Source organism: Amycolatopsis keratiniphila subsp. keratiniphila (assembly GCF_001620365.2).
GTDB classification, from domain to species: Bacteria; Actinomycetota; Actinomycetes; order Mycobacteriales; family Pseudonocardiaceae; genus Amycolatopsis; species Amycolatopsis keratiniphila.
In genome coordinates this window covers 131,570-147,556 of sequence record NZ_LQMT02000036.1, presented here as the reverse complement: position 1 = coordinate 147,556, position 15,987 = coordinate 131,570, and the positions used below count along the sequence as shown (strand labels likewise).

Below are 15,987 nucleotides of genomic sequence, written 5' to 3'. Positions count from 1 at the left end.
GACATGAGGGTCGCCGTCCATCAGGGCTCGTACGCCGAGCTGCCGTCCGCCGTCGAGGCGTCGGGCGCCGATCTCGTGATCGCCGCCGAGATGATCACCACCGGCTACCACATCGGCGCCCGGTCGCATGAGCTCGCCGAGCCGGCCGACGGTCCGACGGCGACCCGGATGTCCGCGCTGGCAAGGGAATCCGGCGTCGCACTGGCCTACGGATACCCCGAATCCGACGGCGGCCGCGTGTTCAACAGCGTCCAGCTGATCGGCCGCGACGGACAACGCCTGGCGAACTACCGCAAGACGCATCTGTTCGGCGACATCGACCGCGACCGCTTCGAGCCGGGTGCCGAGGCGGTCGTGCAGGCCGAGCTCGACGGAATCCGGATCGGCCTGCTGATCTGCTACGACGTCGAGTTCCCCGAGCTGGTGCGGGCGCACGCGCTGGCCGGGACCGAACTGCTCGTGGTGCCGACCGCGCTGATGAGCCCGTACGAACTGGTCGCGGACACGCTGGTGCCCGCCCGCGCCTACGAGAGCCAGCTGTTCGTCGCGTACGCGAACCGGTGCGACACCGAACAGGAACTGACCTACTGCGGCCGCTCCTGCGTCGTCGCCCCGACCGGCGAGGTGCTCGCCCGCGCGGGCGCCGGCCCGGAGCTGATCAGCGCCGAAGTGACCCGTGACGCGCTCGTCGCGTCGCGGCTGGAGAACACCCACCTGGCCGACCGACGGCCCGATCTGTACCGAGGACTTCCCGCATGACCTCCGCCCTCCCGACCGCGATCCACCACGACGAACCGGCGGGCCGCCCGATCACCATGTTCGGCCCCGATTTCCCGTTCGCCTACGACGACTTCCTCGCCCACCCCGCCGGGCTCGGCTCCCTCCCGGCCGAACGGCACGGCACCGAGGTGGCGGTGATCGGCGGCGGCCTCTCGGGCATCGTCACCGCGTACGAACTGATGAAACTGGGGCTGCGCCCGGTCGTGTACGAGATCGCCGAGATCGGCGGCCGCCTGCGCACGGTGAACTTCCCCGGCTGCCCGGACGACGTCGTCGCGGAGATGGGCGCGATGCGCTTCCCGCCGGCGTCGACCGCGCTGTTCCACTACATCGACAAGGTCGGCCTGGAGACCACGCCGTTCCCGAACCCGCTGGCGCCGGGCACGCCCAGCACCGTCGTCGACCTCAAGGGGGAGAGCCACTACGCGCGCACGGCGGACGAACTCCCCGCCGTCTTCGGCAAGGTCGCGGCCGCGTGGGACAGCACGCTGGCCGAGCAGGCCGCGTTCACCGAGATGCAGAAGGCGATCCGCGACCGCGACGTGAAGACGATCAAGCGGCTGTGGAACGAACTCGTGCCGAAGCTGGACAACCAGACCTTCTACGGTTTCCTCTGCGATTCGCCCGCGTTCGCCTCCTTCCGTGACCGCGAGATCTTCGGACAGGTCGGCTTCGGCACCGGCGGCTGGGACACCGACTTCCCGAACTCCATCCTGGAGATCCTGCGGGTGGTCTACACCGGCGCCGACGACGAGCACCGCAGCATCGTCGGCGGCAGCAGGCGGCTGCCGTTGCGGCTGTGGGAACACGCGCCCGAAGACATCGCGTTCTGGCCTGCCGGAACGAGTTTGAGCTCGCTGCACGGCGGGAGCCCGAACCCCGGCGTCTCCCGGCTGCACCGGACCGCGCCGAACAACATCACCGTGACCGACACCGAAGGCCGTATCCGCACCTATCCGGCGGCGGTGTTCACCGCGCAGAGCTGGATGCTGCTGTCCAAGATCGAATGCGACGAGGCGCTGTTCCCGATCGACCACTGGACGGCGATCGAGCGTACGCACTACATGGAGTCTTCGAAGGTCTTCGTCCCGGTGGACCGGCCGTTCTGGCTGGAAAAGGACCCGGAGACCGGGCGGGACACGATGAGCATGACGCTGACCGACCGCATGCCGCGCGGCACCTACCTGCTCGGCGACGATCCGGACGCCCCCGCGGTGATCTGCCTGTCCTACACCTGGGCCGACGATTCGCTGAAATGGCTGCCGCTCTCGGTGTCCGAGCGGGTCGAAGTGATGTTGCAGTCGCTGAAGGAGATCTACCCCGGCGTCGACGTCCGGCGGCGCATCATCGGCGACCCGGTGACCGTGTCCTGGGAGGCCGAGCCGCATTTCATGGGTGCGTTCAAGGCCAACCTGCCCGGCCACTACCGCTACCAGCACCGGCTGTTCACCCACTTCAAACAGGACCGGCTGGAGGAGCGTCACCGCGGCCTCTTCCTGGCGGGCGACGACGTCTCCTGGACGGCGGGCTGGGCCGAGGGCGCGGTGCAGACGGCACTCAACGCGGTCTGGGGCGTCCTGCACCACTTCGGTGGCGAGACGGATCCGGCGAACCCGGGGCCCGGCGACGTCTACGACGACATCGCGCCCGTGGAACTGCCCGACTGAGCGCGGCGGCCCACCAGCCACGCCATACCGGCCGCGAGGAGGGCGCCGATGGTGTTCATCAGCCAGTCGTTGGTGTCGCAGGCGCGGCCGATCGCGGGCACGAACGCCTGCAGCGCCTCGATCACCGCGGACAGCGCCGAGCCGGCCGCGAACGTCGTCACGGGCCGCCGGGACGCCAGCGCGGCGAAGTAGACCGGCGGCAGGAACAGCGCCACGTTGGCCAGGAGTTCCACCGAGCCGAGCGTGGGCAGGGAGAACTGGACCGTGCACAGGATCTCGTCGATCGTGTGCCGGGTGGGCACCAGCGTCAGCGCGAAGACCGGTACCAGCGCCACACCCGCGAGCGTCCAGAGGACTCGATGCCTGCCCGCGAACAGGTGGCCCAGGACGGCGCAGACGAGCGCGACCAGCAGGATCGCCACCGGCACGAGGGCGGAGTGGTCGAGCAGGAAGTTCGTGATCATGGCCCGCCGATCCTACGGGCCGGTGAACTCGACCTCCGCCGACGGCACCACACGCAGCCGTCCACCGGGATGGATCGCCGTGCTCAGCAGCAGGTTGTGCCGCGCGACGACCTGTTCGGCGGTCAGCCCGGTGGTGGGGTCGCCGTCGGACGAGGGAGCGTGGCCGTCGGCGACCAGCACGACGTCCAAGCCGTGGCTCTGAGCGGACCGGGCGGTCGCGTCGACGCAGTAGTCGGTGGCCAGCCCGGTCAGCACCACGGTGTCGACGCCGCGGTCGACGAGCAGCCCCGCCAGCCCGGTGCGGTAGAAGGAATCCGTCGCGGTCTTGTCGACCACCACGTCGACCGGTTCGAGGCCGAGCAGCGCGCTGACCCGGGTGCCCGGCGACGCCGGGTCGAAGTCGGTGCCGGGGGCGCCGATCTGCCGCAGCGCGATCACCGGGACCCCGTTCTCGCGGGCCTTCCTGGCGAGGGCGGCGATCCGGGCCGCCAGTTCCTCGCCGCGCCAGACCAGGGGAACGAGCATTTCCTGCATGTCGACGATCAGCAGCGCGGCCCTCATGCCGAGAGCCTAGGGCAGCGCGGCGGGTGACTCGGCCTCCGGGATGAGCAGCCGCGGCGCGCCGGAGCCGTCGGCGGGTACGGCCCAGACGTCGGAATGTCCTTGAGTGCGGGGGAGGGCGTAGGCGACGGTGCGGTCGTCGAGCCACGCGGGCTGGTCGTCGACGGTCCTGGTCTCCGCCAGCGGCGTCACGGTGCCGCTCGCGAGGTCGAGCACCGACACCCGCCAGCCCTTCGCGGGATCGCCGTCGATGGCGGCCTTGTAGGCGACGCGGGTCTCGTCGGGGGAGAGGGACGGGCATTCGACGTTGTCCCGCAAGGTCTTCACGGTCCGGGCGGTCGAGTCGCCTTCGACGAGGTACCGGTGGGAGCCGGTCGACATGGTGGCGTAGAACCGGCCCGGCTGACGGGTGAAGGTGACACCCCAGAAGTTGAAGTCGGCGGCCTTGTACGGCTTGCCGTCCACGGTCACGGCGAAGTCCTCCAGCGTGCCCTCGACGTTGTCGGTGGTGAGGTCGAGGGTGCCGGCCCGGGTGGAGAACCGGCCGCCGTTGTAGGAATCGCCGGTGACGAACACCGTCCACGCCAGCCGTTTGCCGTCGGGCGAGACCCGCGCCCGGTTGGGCAGGCCGACCAGTGGGATCTCCTGCGTGACCGCGAGACGGCTGTCGAGCACGGCGAGCTGGTAGGTGGTCAGGCCGGTTTCGGGGCGCAGGCAGATCCCCGTGCCGCCCGCCGCGTAGACCCGGCTGCAGGACACGGTCGACACCGCCCGTGTGCCTCCGGGGTCGGCGGCGCTGACGCTGGACACGTGCCCGCGGTCGGCGTCGGCGGTGCTGCGGAAGAGCAACCGTCCGCCGTCGAGGGTGACGGCGTCGCTGGTGCCCGCCGACGCGGTCCCCTGGTTGCGCGCGCTCGCCACCCCGACGTAGATCACGGCGGCCGCGGCCAGCGTGAGGACTCCGGTGACGGCGATCAGGACGCGGGTGCGGGTGTTCACGGTCGTGCCTTCCTGCGGGGAACCAAGAGAACGAAGGTGGCGGCGACGGCGGCGAGCACCGTCCCGGCGGCGATCGTGATCGCCGTGGCCGCACCCCAGAACTGCCAAGAGAGTCCGAAAAGGACGGACGAGACGAAGTACGCGAGCGCCTGCCCGCTCTGCACGATCGCGATACCGGTGGTGCGCAACGCCTCGGGCAGCAACGGTCCGGCCAGCGCCATGAGCACGCCGTCGGTCGCCGCGTAGAACACGCCGTACAGGCCGAGCGTGAGCGCGAACAACGCCCAGCCGGTGAGCGGGCTGAGCAGCAGCAGGTAGACGGCGATCAGGGCGCCGTAACCGCCGAGCATCACCGGCAGCCTGCCGACGCGGTCGGCCAGTGCGCCGAGCGGCGCGGCCAGCAGCAGATAGGCCAGGTTGGTCCCGACGGCGAGCAGCGGGAACCAGCCGGTGGCGATGTCCTCCTTGTCCTGCAACAGAAGGTAGACGAAGCCGTCTCCGATGGTGGCCAGGCCGAGGACGCACGCGGCGATCAGCAGCCGTCGCACGCCGGCGCCGCGCAGGAGCCCCGCCGCCGCTCGCAGGGACACGGTGCCGGACGGCGGTTTGGGCGCGCGGTGGTCGCGGACGAACAACGCCAGCAGCAGCACACCGGCGGTGGCGATGCAGAAGCTGGTCACGAAGACCGCGTCGAAGCCCTCGACCCCGGTCGCCGAACCCGCCACGGCCAGCACCGCGACCGCGGCGAGCGGGCCGAGGAACGCGCCGACGCTGTCCATCGCCCGGTGCACGCCGAACGCGCGGCCCAGCATGTGTTCGGGGGCCGACAAGGTGATCAGCGCGTCGCGCGGCGCGGTCCGCAGTCCCTTGCCCGTGCGGTCCGCGGTCAGCACCACGCCGATCGCGGTCGCCGACGATCCCGCGGCCACGAGCCCCAGTTTCGCCACGGCGGACATCGCGTAGCCCAGCCCGGCGACCGCCTTGCGCCGTCGCACCCGGTCCGCGACGTAGCCGCCGACCAGCCGCAGCAGCGCGGTCGCGCCGGTGTAGAGGCCGTCCACCACGCCGTACGCCGCCGGGCCGAGGTGCAGCCCGAGCACCAGGTACACCGGCAGCACGGCCGTCACCATCTCCGACGAGACGTCCGTGACGAGGCTGACGGTGCCCAGGGCGAAGACGTTCCCGCCCAGCAGGGCGAAGGACTTCTTGGACACGCCGCCGGGATGCTCCCGGCGGCCGATCGTGGACAGGTACACGCGACGAACCATCCTTCCCCGCCCGCGGGCGCGTCCACAGTGGACACGCCCGCGGGGTTCACCCGACTACTGCCACACGCTCGTGATCGGCGCCTTGTTGGCCGCGTTGCCGATACCCGGCAGGCCGAACGACGCCTCCATCGTGCGGAGAATCGAGTAGTGGTTGATGGATTCGCTGTAGCTGCCCGGCTTCACGTGGGCGCCGACGAACGTCGTGAAGATCTGGTTCACCGACGTCCCGCTGTCCTCGTCGAAATTGACGATCAGCAGGCTGTTGTGCGTCTTGGCCCACTGCGCGTACGCGTCGAGGTTGTTCTTCAGCCATTTGTCGCCCGTGTCGACCGAACAGTCGTGCATGTCGCTGCACAGATCCGGGGTCACGAAAGCGACGTGGGGCAGCTTGGTGAAGTCGCTCGGGAACGACGAGAACCTTTTGTTCGCCGACGACGGCACATTGCTGAAGCTGACCCAGCTGTTGTGCTTGCGGGCGTATTTGCCCTTCGTGCAGCCGGTGTAGCCGTCGGAAGGCATGCTTTCCGCGTAACCGACGAACTTCTTGCCGATCCCAGCCAGCTGGGATGCGAGGTTCTCCTTGTTGCCGAGATCCTGGCATTTGTTGCTGTCGACACCGTGCGTCGAACCCGCGAACTGGGCGATGTAGTTCGGCTGGCTCGGGTGCGTCGTCCCGTACGCCTTGGTGAACTTGGCGCCCTGTGAGGCGAGCTTGTTGAAGTACGGCGCCTTGGAGCTGCCGCTGATCTGCTTGTAGTCCTTGTTCTCGAACATCACGAGGACGATGTGGTCGAACGCGGGCACTTTCGCCGCGGCGGGTTCTATCGCGGCGGCGGGAGTGTCCTGATGGGACACCACCAGCGCCGTGGCCAAACCGGTCGCGGCCACGGCCGCGACCGTGATCCGTTTCCAGAACATGGAAACCTCCTGGGAAAAGGTTGAAACTTTGACGACCAGCCATCGGGTTCAGCGGCGCTCCGCGGGCGTCGACAGAGTCGAGACATCTGATGTCTCTGGTGCATTTAAACGGCAACGAAGTCATCGGCCCATCAAGATCGCCTGACTGGAGTAACCGGAGAGTGTGGAACACCCCAAAACCGGCATTGCTTGGCATGAAACCGTGTAAACCGGCCGCCGACCTTGTGTTCGTCGCCCGGAACCGATGAACTTATGGCAACTCGCTGATTCAGCCGGTTGGCAGTGGTGCGGCCATTGCCCCGGCTCTGTGGTGTACTCATCCGACCATTGGTTAAGCTGTCGGCGTGAAGCCCTTTTCGCCGAGGCCGGCCGGATACACGATCGAAGAACTTTCCACGATCGTCGGCATGTCGGCGCGCAATATCCGGGCCCATCAGACCCGGGGCCTGCTCGCCCCGCCGGTCCGGCACGGCAGGTCCGCCTACTACGGACCGGCCCATCTGCGGCGCCTGCGTCGCATCACGATGCTGCAGAAACAGGGCTTCAACCTGGTGTCCATCGCCGCGATGCTCGGAACGACCACAGTGGACCGCGCCGAGCAGCTGGACGCGGCGATGGCGGAAATCGCCCGCGACCAGCCCGCCGTCGCCCGATGCCTGGAGCGTCACGGCGTGCTCGGCAGGGACGGCACGGGATCCCTGGCGGTCGTGCGCCCGTCCGTTTCGCGCGCGGTGGCGGACCTCGCCGTCGCCGGGATCCCGCCCGTCGCCGCCCTGCGGTTCCTCGGTCAGTTCATGGACCGGGTCACGCCGCTGGCCGGCGACCAGCTGGCCGCGCTGAAAACCCAAGTGGACGGTGGCTCGGCGGCTCCGCGAGCCTGTTTCGCGGACCTCCTTGTAAGCGCTTTCAAGATCGCCGTGGAGAACGCGGCCGAAGTCACTTTCCCAGTCGCGGAGCCAAGGACCTGGCCACCGAGGTGACCGCGGCCGTCGCCGCGTCGAGGCCGGTGCCCTCGGCGGAACCGGACAGGATGACGACGATGTAGCGGTCGCCTTCACCGACGAGCCCCGTCGTGTGCGCGTCCACCGAGCCGCGCCCGGCCGCCCAGCCCTGTTTCACGGCCCACGGCCGGTCACCGAAGGCCGAAGGGATGCCGAAGTGCTGGTCGAAACCGTCGGCCGCGATGCGGCTCGCCTGGCGCAGTGGTGCGAGGATGACGTCCCGCTTGGCCTTCGGCAGTTTGAGGATGCGGCGGTACACCGCGGCGACGTCGTCCGCTGTGGACAGTGTGTCGCCCCAGCGGCCCGCGTCGGCGGGCGGGGTGGTGTTCTCCAGGCCCGCGGTCGCCACCGTCCTGGTGACGATCGCGGGGCCGCCGTTCCTGGTCCAGAGCGTGTTGGCGACGGCGTCGTCGCTTTTCGCCAGCATCCGGTGGAGCTGGGCTTCGTCGGCCTTGCTCGCTTTGCGGGTGACGGCGTCCAGTGCGATGAACAGTTTCACCACCGACGCCGTGCGGAACCTTTCCGAGCCCCGCTCGGCGACCACCTGCTCGCCCGATATGCGGTCGAAGACCACAGTGGCGTCGCGTCGTTCCGGAACCGGACGGCTTTCCGCGACGGACTGGAAGATCACGTAGCCGAGGATCGCGGCGATCACCGGGAGGGCGATCAGGACCGTCACGCGAAGTCGTGGTCGCCGGTTCGCGCCGGGCACTGCGATGGGCCTGGTTCGTTCGTCGGACATGGTGCCGATGTTCAGAGACGATCATCGTGGCCCCGTCTTGTTCTTGTCATGACTCTGTAACGAGGTCAGGAACGCTGCACGATGATCTGGTCGACGAGCGTGCCGTCGGCGCTGATCGCGCGAACGTCCATTTTGGGCGGTGTGGTGCCCGTACCCGCGATGACGTCGACCGCGACCAGGCTGTAACCACGGAATCGGACCCGGGACCAGGTGACCTTCTTGGTGCGGTCCTGGCCGTCCCGTTCGGAGTACTTCATCGGGACGGGGGATTCGTTGCTCGTCTCATGACCGAGGTACGTGTCGGGCGCGGGGAACTCGGAGACACTGCCGCCACCGCCGCCCGCGGTGATGTAGGTGGTCCCGTCCTTGACCGGGTTCGTGGTCCCGCGCGAGGGCACCTTCTTGACGGCCTTGCCCGCCCGGATCGGGTCGGTGCGTTCGTAGATGTGGTTGTGACCGTTGAGCACCAGGTCGACCTGGTACTTGTCGAACAGTGGTGCCCAGTCCTTCTGCGCCCCGAGTTCGGCGCCGTTGGAATGACAGGTGGAATACGTGCACTGGTGGCAGTACACGACGATGAAGTCGATCGTGGGGTCGGCGCGGAAGGCGGCGAGCGTCTTGCCGAGCCATTTGAGCTGCTTGCCCTTGGTGTAGTCCAGATTGGACGGACTGTTGTAGCAGACGTCGTTGCCGTCCAGGCTGATCATGCCGACGTTCTGGTACCGCCACGAGTAGATGCAGGTGGAGCCGTCCCAGGCGTTGTCCGGCATGGTGAAACGCGCCCGCACGCCACCGTAACCGTCCTCGGAGTACCAGCCCTCCATCTCGTGGTTGCCGAGCGCCATCATCCACGGGATCCCGGCGGTGACCGGTTCGTTCTGCACGAAGAAGGAGTCCCAGAGCCGCGCGTCGTACTGGTCTTCCTCCGGATGCCCGCCCTCGCCTTCCAGGGCGTAGCTCAGGTCACCCATGGCGAGGTGGAAGGCCGGGTCGAGGCCCGCGATCAGGCTGCTGGTCGCGACGGCGTTGTAGCCGACGCCTTGGTCACCGAATGCGGTGAAGGTGAACGTGCCGTCGCCGCCAGGGGCGGGCGCGGTGCGGAAACTCGCCATCTCACCGAGCCGGGCGGCGGGGTCGTAGCCCTCGTGCCCGACGACGTAGTAGTACGTGGTGTTGGGCAGGAGGCGGTCGATCCGGGCGTGGAGGTAGTACTGGGTGATCGACTTCGGGCTGTTCGGCGGGACCTCCTCGACCGGATGCTGCCAGGACATCTGGCTGGTCAGCGCCCGGACCTCGGCCTGGATGGGCGGGCTGAAGTCGCCGGGAACGGTGCCGATCCGGACGAACGGCGCGGTCACCGCCGCGGGCACCTGCCAGGAGACGACGACCTGCTGGGACGGGTCGGCCCCGTAGGCGATGTGCCGCCCGAACGGCCGTAGCGCCGACCCCGCGACCTTGTCCGCGTTGAGCAGCACCATCGGCCCGGGGGTGGCCGTGGCCGCGCCCGGGAGCAGGACGCCGCCGGCGGCGAGTGCCGCCCCGCCCACCGCGCCCACCCGGAACAGGGTCCGCCGCGAATACCGCTTGACGAAATTGTCGTGTTTTTCGGCCAGGCTGAGTCGACGATAGGCTTCGGACCTGCTGTTTCGGGGAGTTTCGGCCATGAAATCGAAGTTAAGAAGGCTTCTTAACTAAGTCAAGAGGCCGATGGCCATCCGATGACCGGCTGCATGGAACCGTGCAAGTGACTTCGGGCATAGGGGACTTTGTGCCCGAACGGCGAACACGCGTGATTGAGCGGCGATCACGCGTGATCAGAGGCGTAACTCGCGTGATCAGGCGGCGATCATCGTGATCGCCGCTCAATCACGCGAGATCGCCGTTCAATCACGTGAGTTCCGGCTCTGATCACGCGGCGGTCAGACCAGCTCGGCCGAGACGACGGAGGTCAGGTCGCGCAGCCTGGCCAGCAGGGGCTCGACCTCGGCGGCGTCGATCAGGACGGCGCAGGTCATGGTGCTTTCCCGGACGCCGTCGCGGACGTCGACGGACAGTTCGTGGACCAGGCAGCCGAGCGCGTCGAGCAGGCCGGGGATCTGTTCGACGCCGCCGACGAAGTACGTGGCGATCCGCCGGCGGACCAGCATGGACGAGCGAGGGGAGGGAACCTGGAAGGCGGTGATCGACATCGTGGTCTCCGAAGGCGGGAAAACGTACAGGCCATGGAGGGCCAGGTCCCGGGAGATGCCCCGTATCGAGGGGTCGCCGGAATGCGCGCCGGCGACCTGGTTCAGCCGGCGCGCTTGACTACGAGTCGAGTCCAGCGGCGCACGGCGACAGGGTAACACGTCACGAGAGGCGCAGCCGGGAGCCTTGCTCGCGGACGTGCGCGGCGGAGCCGCAGTCGAGGTCCAGCTGCCGCTGCCGCTCGGCCACGAACGCCCGGCCGAGGCCGGTGCGATCCGAAGTGGACAGTGTGCGCCGGAGTTCGTTCAGCAACCCGCGTTCTTCCGCGCGGATATGCGCGTCCACCGAATTCTCCAGCACTGCCAACGCCTTCTCGGAGTCGGCGGACTCCAGCACGGCCAGCAGCTCGTCCGCGAGCCCGCTCTCCGTCGCATCGGGACGGACGATCCGCTCCGTCGCGGTCGCATGGGCGACCAAGGACGCCGAGAGCTCGGCGATCAGCGCCGGACGGTCGGCCTCGTCGTTGCGCAGGTCCCGGAACAGCTGCTCGATCCGGCGGTGATCGGCCAGGACGACCTCGACCAGATCGGAGCCCGGGGGAGCCGCCGTCGGGCCGGGGCGCATCCAACCGAAGGTCAGCTCCACGGCCTGGCGCCAGTGTGAGTACTCACTGTCGCGGCGGGCCGGGTCCATCGTCGGCAGCCACTGCCCGGCGCGGTGCCAGTTCCGGCGCAGTCCCTCCAGGTCCGGCCAGTAGCCGACCGACAATCCGGCCGCGTACGCCGCGCCCAGCGACACCGTCTCGGCGACCATCGGGCGCACCACCGGCACGTCGAGGACGTCGGCGACGAACTGCATCAGCAGGTTGTCGGCGGTCATCCCGCCGTCCACCTTGAGCGTCGAGAGCGCGAGCCCGGAGTCGGCGTTCATCGCGTCGACCACCTCCCGCGTCTGCCAGCCCGTCGCCTCCAGTACCGCCCTGGCCAGATGACCCTTGGTGATGTACGACGTCAGCCCGGCGATCACGCCGCGCGCCTCGCTGTGCCAATGCGGCGCGAACAGACCGGAGAAAGCGGGCACGATGTAGCAACCGCCGTTGTCCTCGACCGTCCGCGCCAGCGTCTCGATCTCGGGTGCGCTGCCGATCAGTTCGAGCCCGTCGCGGAACCACTGCACCAGCGAACCGGTGACCGCGATCGACCCTTCGAGCGCGTACACGGCGGGCTCGTCGCCGATCTTGAACCCGACGGTGGTCAGCATGCCGTGCGCCGAGAGCACCGGCGTCGGACCGGTGTTGAGCAGCAGGAAGCTCCCGGTTCCGTACGTGCATTTCGCCTCGCCGGGCGCGAAGCAGGTCTGACCGAACAGCGCCGCCTGCTGATCGCCGAGCGCAGCCGCGATCCGGATGCCAGGGACCACCCGCGACGTCGTCCCGTACACCTCGGTCGACGGCCGGATCTCCGGCAGCATCGCGCGCGGGACGTCGAAGAACTCCAGCAGTTCGTCGTCCCACGACAGGGTGCGCAGGTTCATCAGCATGGTGCGCGAGGCGTTGGTGACGTCGGTGACGTGGACACCGCCCTCGGGGCCGCCGGTCAGGTTCCAGATCAGCCAGCTCTCGACCGTCCCGAACAGCACGTCGCCGCGCTCGGCGCGTTCCCGCAGGCCAGGCGTGCGTTCGAGCATCCACCGGATACGCGGCGCGGAGAAGTACGTGGCCAGTGGCAGCCCGCACAGCCGCCGGACACGGTCGGCGCCCGGCTCGCGGGCGAGGTGTTCGAGCATCGCGTCGGTGCGGGTGTCCTGCCAGACGATCGCCCGCCCGACCGGGTTGCCGGTGTGCCTGTCCCACAGCACCGTCGTCTCGCGCTGGTTGGCGATGCCGAGCCCGACCACCTGGCCGGCTTCGACCCCGGCGTCGGCCAGCGCCTGCGGCACGATCCGGCCGACGTTGCGCCAGATCTCCGTCGCGTCGTGTTCGACCCAGCCCGGCCGCGGGAAGTGCTGGGTGTGTTCGCGCTGCGCGACCGACACCAGCCTGCCGCGCGCGTCGAACAGGATGCACCGGGTCGAGGTGGTGCCCTGGTCGATCGACATCACGTAGCGCTGGACCACGCGAGCACCTCCATCACCATCGGGACGCGCCGAGATCGCGGGAGACCGCCCGTGCCGCGTCGCGCACGTGGCCGAGCAGCCGCGGGATCGGGCTGCCGTCGGCTTCACAGATCCGTTCCGCCGCGCCGGAGACCCCGATCGCGCCGACCACGATGCCGCCGTGGCCGCGGATCGGCGCGGCTATCCCGGCCTCGCCGGTGATCATCTCGCCGTTCTCGCTCGCCCAGCCCGCCTCGCGCACCTTGCCGCAGGCGCGTTTGATCGCGGTCTGGGTGACCAGGGTCCGGCGCGTGTAGGCCTCCGGTCCGCCGGTGCGCAACGATGCCACGAGACCGGTGTCGTAGGCCAGAAGGACTTTTCCGAGCGCCGTCGCGTGCAACGGCAGAAGTGTGCCGACGTCGAGCGTCTGCAGGCTGTCGTCGGGCCGGAACACGTGGTGCACCACCAGGACCCGGCCCTCCAGCGGCGCGCCGATCCGGACGGCCTCGCCGCTGCGCGCGGCCAGCGCGTCGGCCCAGTTGATGGCGCGGGAGCGGAGTTCGTTGACGTCGAGGTAGCTCGTGCCGAGGTGCAGGAGCGCCGCGCCCAGTTGGTATTTCCCGGTGTCGCGGTCTTGTTCGACAAAGCCGACCCCTTGCAGGGTGCGGAGGATCCCGTGCGCCGTTCCCTTGGCGAGCTCGAGGGAATCGGCGATCTCGCCGACCCCGAGACGGCCGGAACCGCGCGCCAGCAACCGCAGGATCGCGGCGGCGCGCTCGATGGACTGGATCGGACCGGGCACGGCCCAACCGTAGCCCGACCGGCCCCGATTCGACAATGTCGAACATCGTCTTCGGACGTTCGACAATGCCGACCGGCGTCCGTTGACCCCGGGTTTCCCCGAACTTAACTTCGGCCTCAACAGGGCAACGGTGTCCTTTGTGGAGGAAGCAATGGTGCGAAACCTCAAGGCTCGCGGACTGGCGGGCGAACTGGCGGCGGAGTTCGTCGGGACGATGATCCTCATCCTGTTCGGCTGTGGGGTGGTGGCCCAAGTCGTCGCCGCGGGCATCGGGGACCACGACAGCATCGCGTGGGCGTGGGGAATCGGTGTCACGCTGGGTATCTACGTGGCTTCACGGATCAGCGGCGCGCATCTGAACCCCGCCGTCACCGTGGCGCTCGCGGTGTTCAAGGGTTTCTCGTGGCGCAAGGTCGCCCCGTACGCCCTGGCGCAGACCGCAGGCGCGTTCCTCGGCGCGCTGCTGGTGCGCTGGAACTACACCGAGGTGCTCAACGCCGCGGATCCCGGTCTGACGATCAAGACCCAGGGTGTGTTCTCCACTCTTCCGGGTAACGGAACTCTGCCGGTGGGTGACTGGGGTGCCTTCCGTGACCAGATCATCGGCACCGCGATTCTGGCGCTGGTGATCTTCGCCATCACCGACCTCCGCAACACCGCGCCCGCCGCGAACCTCGCCCCGGTCGTCGTCGGCTTCCTGGTGGTCGCGATCGGCATGGCCTGGGGCACCAACGCCGGCTACGCGATCAACCCCGCCCGCGACTTCGGCCCGCGGCTGATGTCCTGGCTCACCGGCTACGACACAGCGTTCACCGACCAATACGGCTATCCCTACTGGTGGATCCCGATCGTGGCGCCGGTGATCGGCGCGGTCATCGGCGGGGCGATCTACAAGTTCTTCATCGAGCGTTACCTGCCCGCCGAACCGGCACCGGAAGCCTTGCCCGCCAAGGACATCGAGCGCGTTTCCTAAGGAGAGAAACCCATGTCTGACTACATCGGCGCCGTCGACCAGGGCACCACCAGCACGCGTTTCATGATCTTCGACCACGGCGGCAACGAGATCGCCCGCCACCAGCTCGAGCACGAGCAGATCCTGCCGAAGCCGGGCTGGGTCGAGCACGACGCCACCGAGATCTGGGAGCGGACCCGCTCGGTCATCGCCACCGCGCTCAACAAGGCGAAGCTGACCGCCGCGGACCTCGCGTCCCTCGGCATCACCAACCAGCGTGAGACCACCGTCGTGTGGAACCGCCGCACCGGGCGCCCGTACTGCAACGCCATCGTGTGGCAGGACACCCGTACCGACCGGATCGCCTCGGCGCTCGAACGCGAGGGCAAGGGCGACGTCATCCGCCGTAAGGCCGGTCTGCCGCCCGCCACCTACTTCTCCGGCGGCAAGCTGCAGTGGATCCTGGAGAACGTCGAGGGCGTCCGCGAAGACGCCGAAAAGGGTGACGCGCTCTTCGGCACCACCGACACCTGGCTCATCTGGAACCTCACCGGCGGGCCCGACGGCGGCGTGCACGTGACGGATCCGACCAACGCGTCGCGCACCATGCTCATGGACCTGGAAACGCTGGAGTGGGACGACGAACTGCTGTCGTTCTTCGGCGTCCCCAAGCAGATGCTGCCGTCGATCGCGCCGTCGTCGAACAACGGCCGCTTCGGCGTGACCCGTGCGGACGGCCCGCTCGGCGGCGAGGTCGCCATCACCGGTGTGCTCGGCGACCAGCAGGCGGCGACCGTCGGCCAGGTGTGCTTCCGTCCCGGCGAGGCAAAGAACACCTACGGCACCGGCAACTTCCTGCTCCTGAACACCGGGCACGAGGTCGTGCGCTCGAAGCACGGGCTGCTCACGACGCTGGCCTACCAGTTCGGCGACGAGAAGCCGGTGTACGCGCTGGAGGGCTCCATCGCCGTCACGGGTTCCGCCGTGCAGTGGCTGCGGGATCAGCTGGGCATCATCAGCGGCGCGTCCCAGAGCGAGAGCCTCGCGCGCCAGGTCGAGGACAACGGCGGCGTCTACTTCGTTCCCGCGTTCTCCGGGCTTTTCGCCCCGTACTGGCGTTCCGACGCACGCGGCGCGATCGTCGGCCTCACCCGCGCCACCACCAACGCGCATCTGGCGCGGGCGACGCTCGAAGCTATCTGCTACCAGACGCGCGACGTCGTCGAGGCCATGCAGAACGACTCCGGCGTCACGCTCGACGTGTTGCGTGTGGACGGTGGCGTGACCGCCAACGAACTCTGCATGCAGCTGCAGGCCGACATCCTCGGCGTGCCGGTGTCGAAGCCGGTGGTCGCCGAGACCACCGCGCTCGGCGCCGCCTACGCGGCCGGGCTCGCCGTCGGGTTCTGGAAGAGCACCGACGAGCTGGAACAGAACTGGAACGAGGACAAGCGCTGGGAGCCGTCGTGGACGGACGAACAGCGCGCCGAGGGCTACGCGGGCTGGCAGAAGGCCGTCGGCCGCACGCTCGACTGGGTCGAGGTCGAGTGAG

At 68.9% G+C, this 15,987-nt stretch carries 15 protein-coding genes; 5 read left to right on the top strand and 10 right to left on the bottom strand.

Annotated elements, in window-relative coordinates; translation table 11 throughout:
• Positions 1–3 precede the first annotated feature (3 nt).
• Both AVR91_RS33620 and AVR91_RS33615 read left to right on the top strand, forming a co-directional pair.
• Positions 4–759, top strand: coding sequence for a carbon-nitrogen hydrolase family protein (locus tag AVR91_RS33620; protein WP_063277203.1), 756 nt, complete (start codon positions 4–6; stop codon positions 757–759).
• Positions 756–2,447, top strand: a complete 1,692-nt coding sequence (locus tag AVR91_RS33615) for a flavin monoamine oxidase family protein (protein ID WP_063277204.1) — start codon at positions 756–758, stop codon at positions 2,445–2,447. Before AVR91_RS33620 ends, AVR91_RS33615 begins: the two co-directional genes overlap by 4 nt.
• Here the strand turns inward: AVR91_RS33615 and AVR91_RS33610 are convergent.
• From AVR91_RS33610 to AVR91_RS33590, 5 genes are all read right to left on the bottom strand, one after another.
• Positions 2,411–2,911, bottom strand: coding sequence for a VanZ family protein (locus AVR91_RS33610; RefSeq protein ID WP_063277205.1), 501 nt, complete (start codon positions 2,909–2,911; stop codon positions 2,411–2,413). The two genes, AVR91_RS33615 and AVR91_RS33610, sit on opposite strands and share 37 nt — an antisense overlap.
• A gap of 12 nt (positions 2,912–2,923) precedes the next feature.
• Positions 2,924–3,472 (bottom strand): cysteine hydrolase family protein, encoded by a 549-nt coding sequence (locus AVR91_RS33605; RefSeq protein WP_083737820.1) that lies wholly within the window; start codon positions 3,470–3,472, stop codon positions 2,924–2,926.
• Between the two features lie 9 nt (positions 3,473–3,481).
• A complete protein-coding gene (locus AVR91_RS33600; RefSeq protein WP_063277206.1) occupies positions 3,482–4,471 on the bottom strand; it encodes a TolB family protein in 990 nt (329 codons plus the stop codon).
• Positions 4,468–5,727: an MFS transporter gene (locus AVR91_RS33595; protein WP_083737818.1), complete on the bottom strand. Its 1,260-nt coding sequence runs from the start codon at positions 5,725–5,727 to the stop codon at positions 4,468–4,470. Before AVR91_RS33595 ends, AVR91_RS33600 begins: the two co-directional genes overlap by 4 nt.
• A 66-nt stretch (positions 5,728–5,793) precedes the next feature.
• Positions 5,794–6,657 (bottom strand): alkaline phosphatase family protein, encoded by an 864-nt coding sequence (locus AVR91_RS33590; RefSeq protein ID WP_063274350.1) that lies wholly within the window; start codon positions 6,655–6,657, stop codon positions 5,794–5,796.
• Between the two features lie 344 nt (positions 6,658–7,001).
• On the opposite strand from AVR91_RS33590, the gene AVR91_RS33585 reads away from it, so the two are divergent.
• Positions 7,002–7,637, top strand: coding sequence for a MerR family transcriptional regulator (locus AVR91_RS33585; RefSeq protein ID WP_063274351.1), 636 nt, complete (start codon positions 7,002–7,004; stop codon positions 7,635–7,637).
• Here AVR91_RS33585 and AVR91_RS33580 read toward each other — a convergent pair.
• From AVR91_RS33580 to AVR91_RS33560, 5 genes are all read right to left on the bottom strand, one after another.
• Positions 7,594–8,400, bottom strand: coding sequence for a serine hydrolase (locus AVR91_RS33580; protein ID WP_170064577.1), 807 nt, complete (start codon positions 8,398–8,400; stop codon positions 7,594–7,596). The genes AVR91_RS33585 and AVR91_RS33580 overlap by 44 nt on opposite strands.
• 65 nt (positions 8,401–8,465) lie before the next feature.
• Positions 8,466–10,064 carry a purple acid phosphatase family protein gene (locus tag AVR91_RS33575; RefSeq protein WP_063274353.1) on the bottom strand — a complete coding sequence of 533 codons (1,599 nt, stop codon included), beginning with the start codon at positions 10,062–10,064 and terminating at the stop codon, positions 8,466–8,468.
• Between the two features lie 255 nt (positions 10,065–10,319).
• Entirely contained in the window at positions 10,320–10,589 is a 270-nt protein-coding gene (locus AVR91_RS33570) for a hypothetical protein (RefSeq protein WP_063274354.1), read from the bottom strand.
• A 160-nt stretch (positions 10,590–10,749) separates the two neighbouring features.
• On the bottom strand, positions 10,750–12,702 hold the full coding sequence (glpK, locus tag AVR91_RS33565) for a glycerol kinase GlpK (RefSeq protein ID WP_063274355.1): 1,953 nt from the start codon (positions 12,700–12,702) through the stop codon (positions 10,750–10,752).
• A gap of 13 nt (positions 12,703–12,715) precedes the next feature.
• Positions 12,716–13,483: an IclR family transcriptional regulator gene (locus tag AVR91_RS33560; RefSeq protein WP_016335197.1), complete on the bottom strand. Its 768-nt coding sequence runs from the start codon at positions 13,481–13,483 to the stop codon at positions 12,716–12,718.
• Positions 13,484–13,634: 151 nt separating this feature from the next.
• Here AVR91_RS33560 and AVR91_RS33555 point away from each other — a divergent pair, with 151 nt between their 5' ends.
• Together AVR91_RS33555 and glpK (AVR91_RS33550) are read left to right on the top strand one after the other, a co-directional pair.
• Positions 13,635–14,456 (top strand): MIP/aquaporin family protein, encoded by an 822-nt coding sequence (locus AVR91_RS33555; protein WP_063274356.1) that lies wholly within the window; start codon positions 13,635–13,637, stop codon positions 14,454–14,456.
• A 12-nt stretch (positions 14,457–14,468) separates the two neighbouring features.
• The gene (gene glpK, locus AVR91_RS33550) at positions 14,469–15,986 is read left to right on the top strand and encodes a glycerol kinase GlpK (protein ID WP_034316660.1); all 1,518 of its coding nucleotides are present in this window, start codon (positions 14,469–14,471) and stop codon (positions 15,984–15,986) included.
• The last annotated feature ends 1 nt before the right edge of the window (position 15,987 follow it).

What these genes read in the sequence shown, in the direction of transcription:
- AVR91_RS33590 (WP_063274350.1), bottom strand. Translation starts at nt 6,657, where the DNA reads ATGTTCTGGAAACGGATCACGGTCGCGGCCGTGGCCGCGACCGGTTTG.
- glpK (WP_034316660.1), top strand. Translation starts at nt 14,469, where the DNA reads ATGTCTGACTACATCGGCGCCGTCGACCAGGGCACCACCAGCACGCGT.
- AVR91_RS33620 (WP_063277203.1), top strand. Translation starts at nt 4, where the DNA reads ATGAGGGTCGCCGTCCATCAGGGCTCGTACGCCGAGCTGCCGTCCGCC.
- AVR91_RS33615 (WP_063277204.1), top strand. Translation starts at nt 756, where the DNA reads ATGACCTCCGCCCTCCCGACCGCGATCCACCACGACGAACCGGCGGGC.
- AVR91_RS33555 (WP_063274356.1), top strand. Translation starts at nt 13,635, where the DNA reads ATGGTGCGAAACCTCAAGGCTCGCGGACTGGCGGGCGAACTGGCGGCG.
- AVR91_RS33575 (WP_063274353.1), bottom strand. Translation starts at nt 10,064, where the DNA reads ATGGCCGAAACTCCCCGAAACAGCAGGTCCGAAGCCTATCGTCGACTC.
- AVR91_RS33580 (WP_170064577.1), bottom strand. Translation starts at nt 8,400, where the DNA reads ATGTCCGACGAACGAACCAGGCCCATCGCAGTGCCCGGCGCGAACCGG.
- AVR91_RS33610 (WP_063277205.1), bottom strand. Translation starts at nt 2,911, where the DNA reads ATGATCACGAACTTCCTGCTCGACCACTCCGCCCTCGTGCCGGTGGCG.
- AVR91_RS33570 (WP_063274354.1), bottom strand. Translation starts at nt 10,589, where the DNA reads ATGTCGATCACCGCCTTCCAGGTTCCCTCCCCTCGCTCGTCCATGCTG.
- AVR91_RS33605 (WP_083737820.1), bottom strand. Translation starts at nt 3,472, where the DNA reads ATGAGGGCCGCGCTGCTGATCGTCGACATGCAGGAAATGCTCGTTCCC.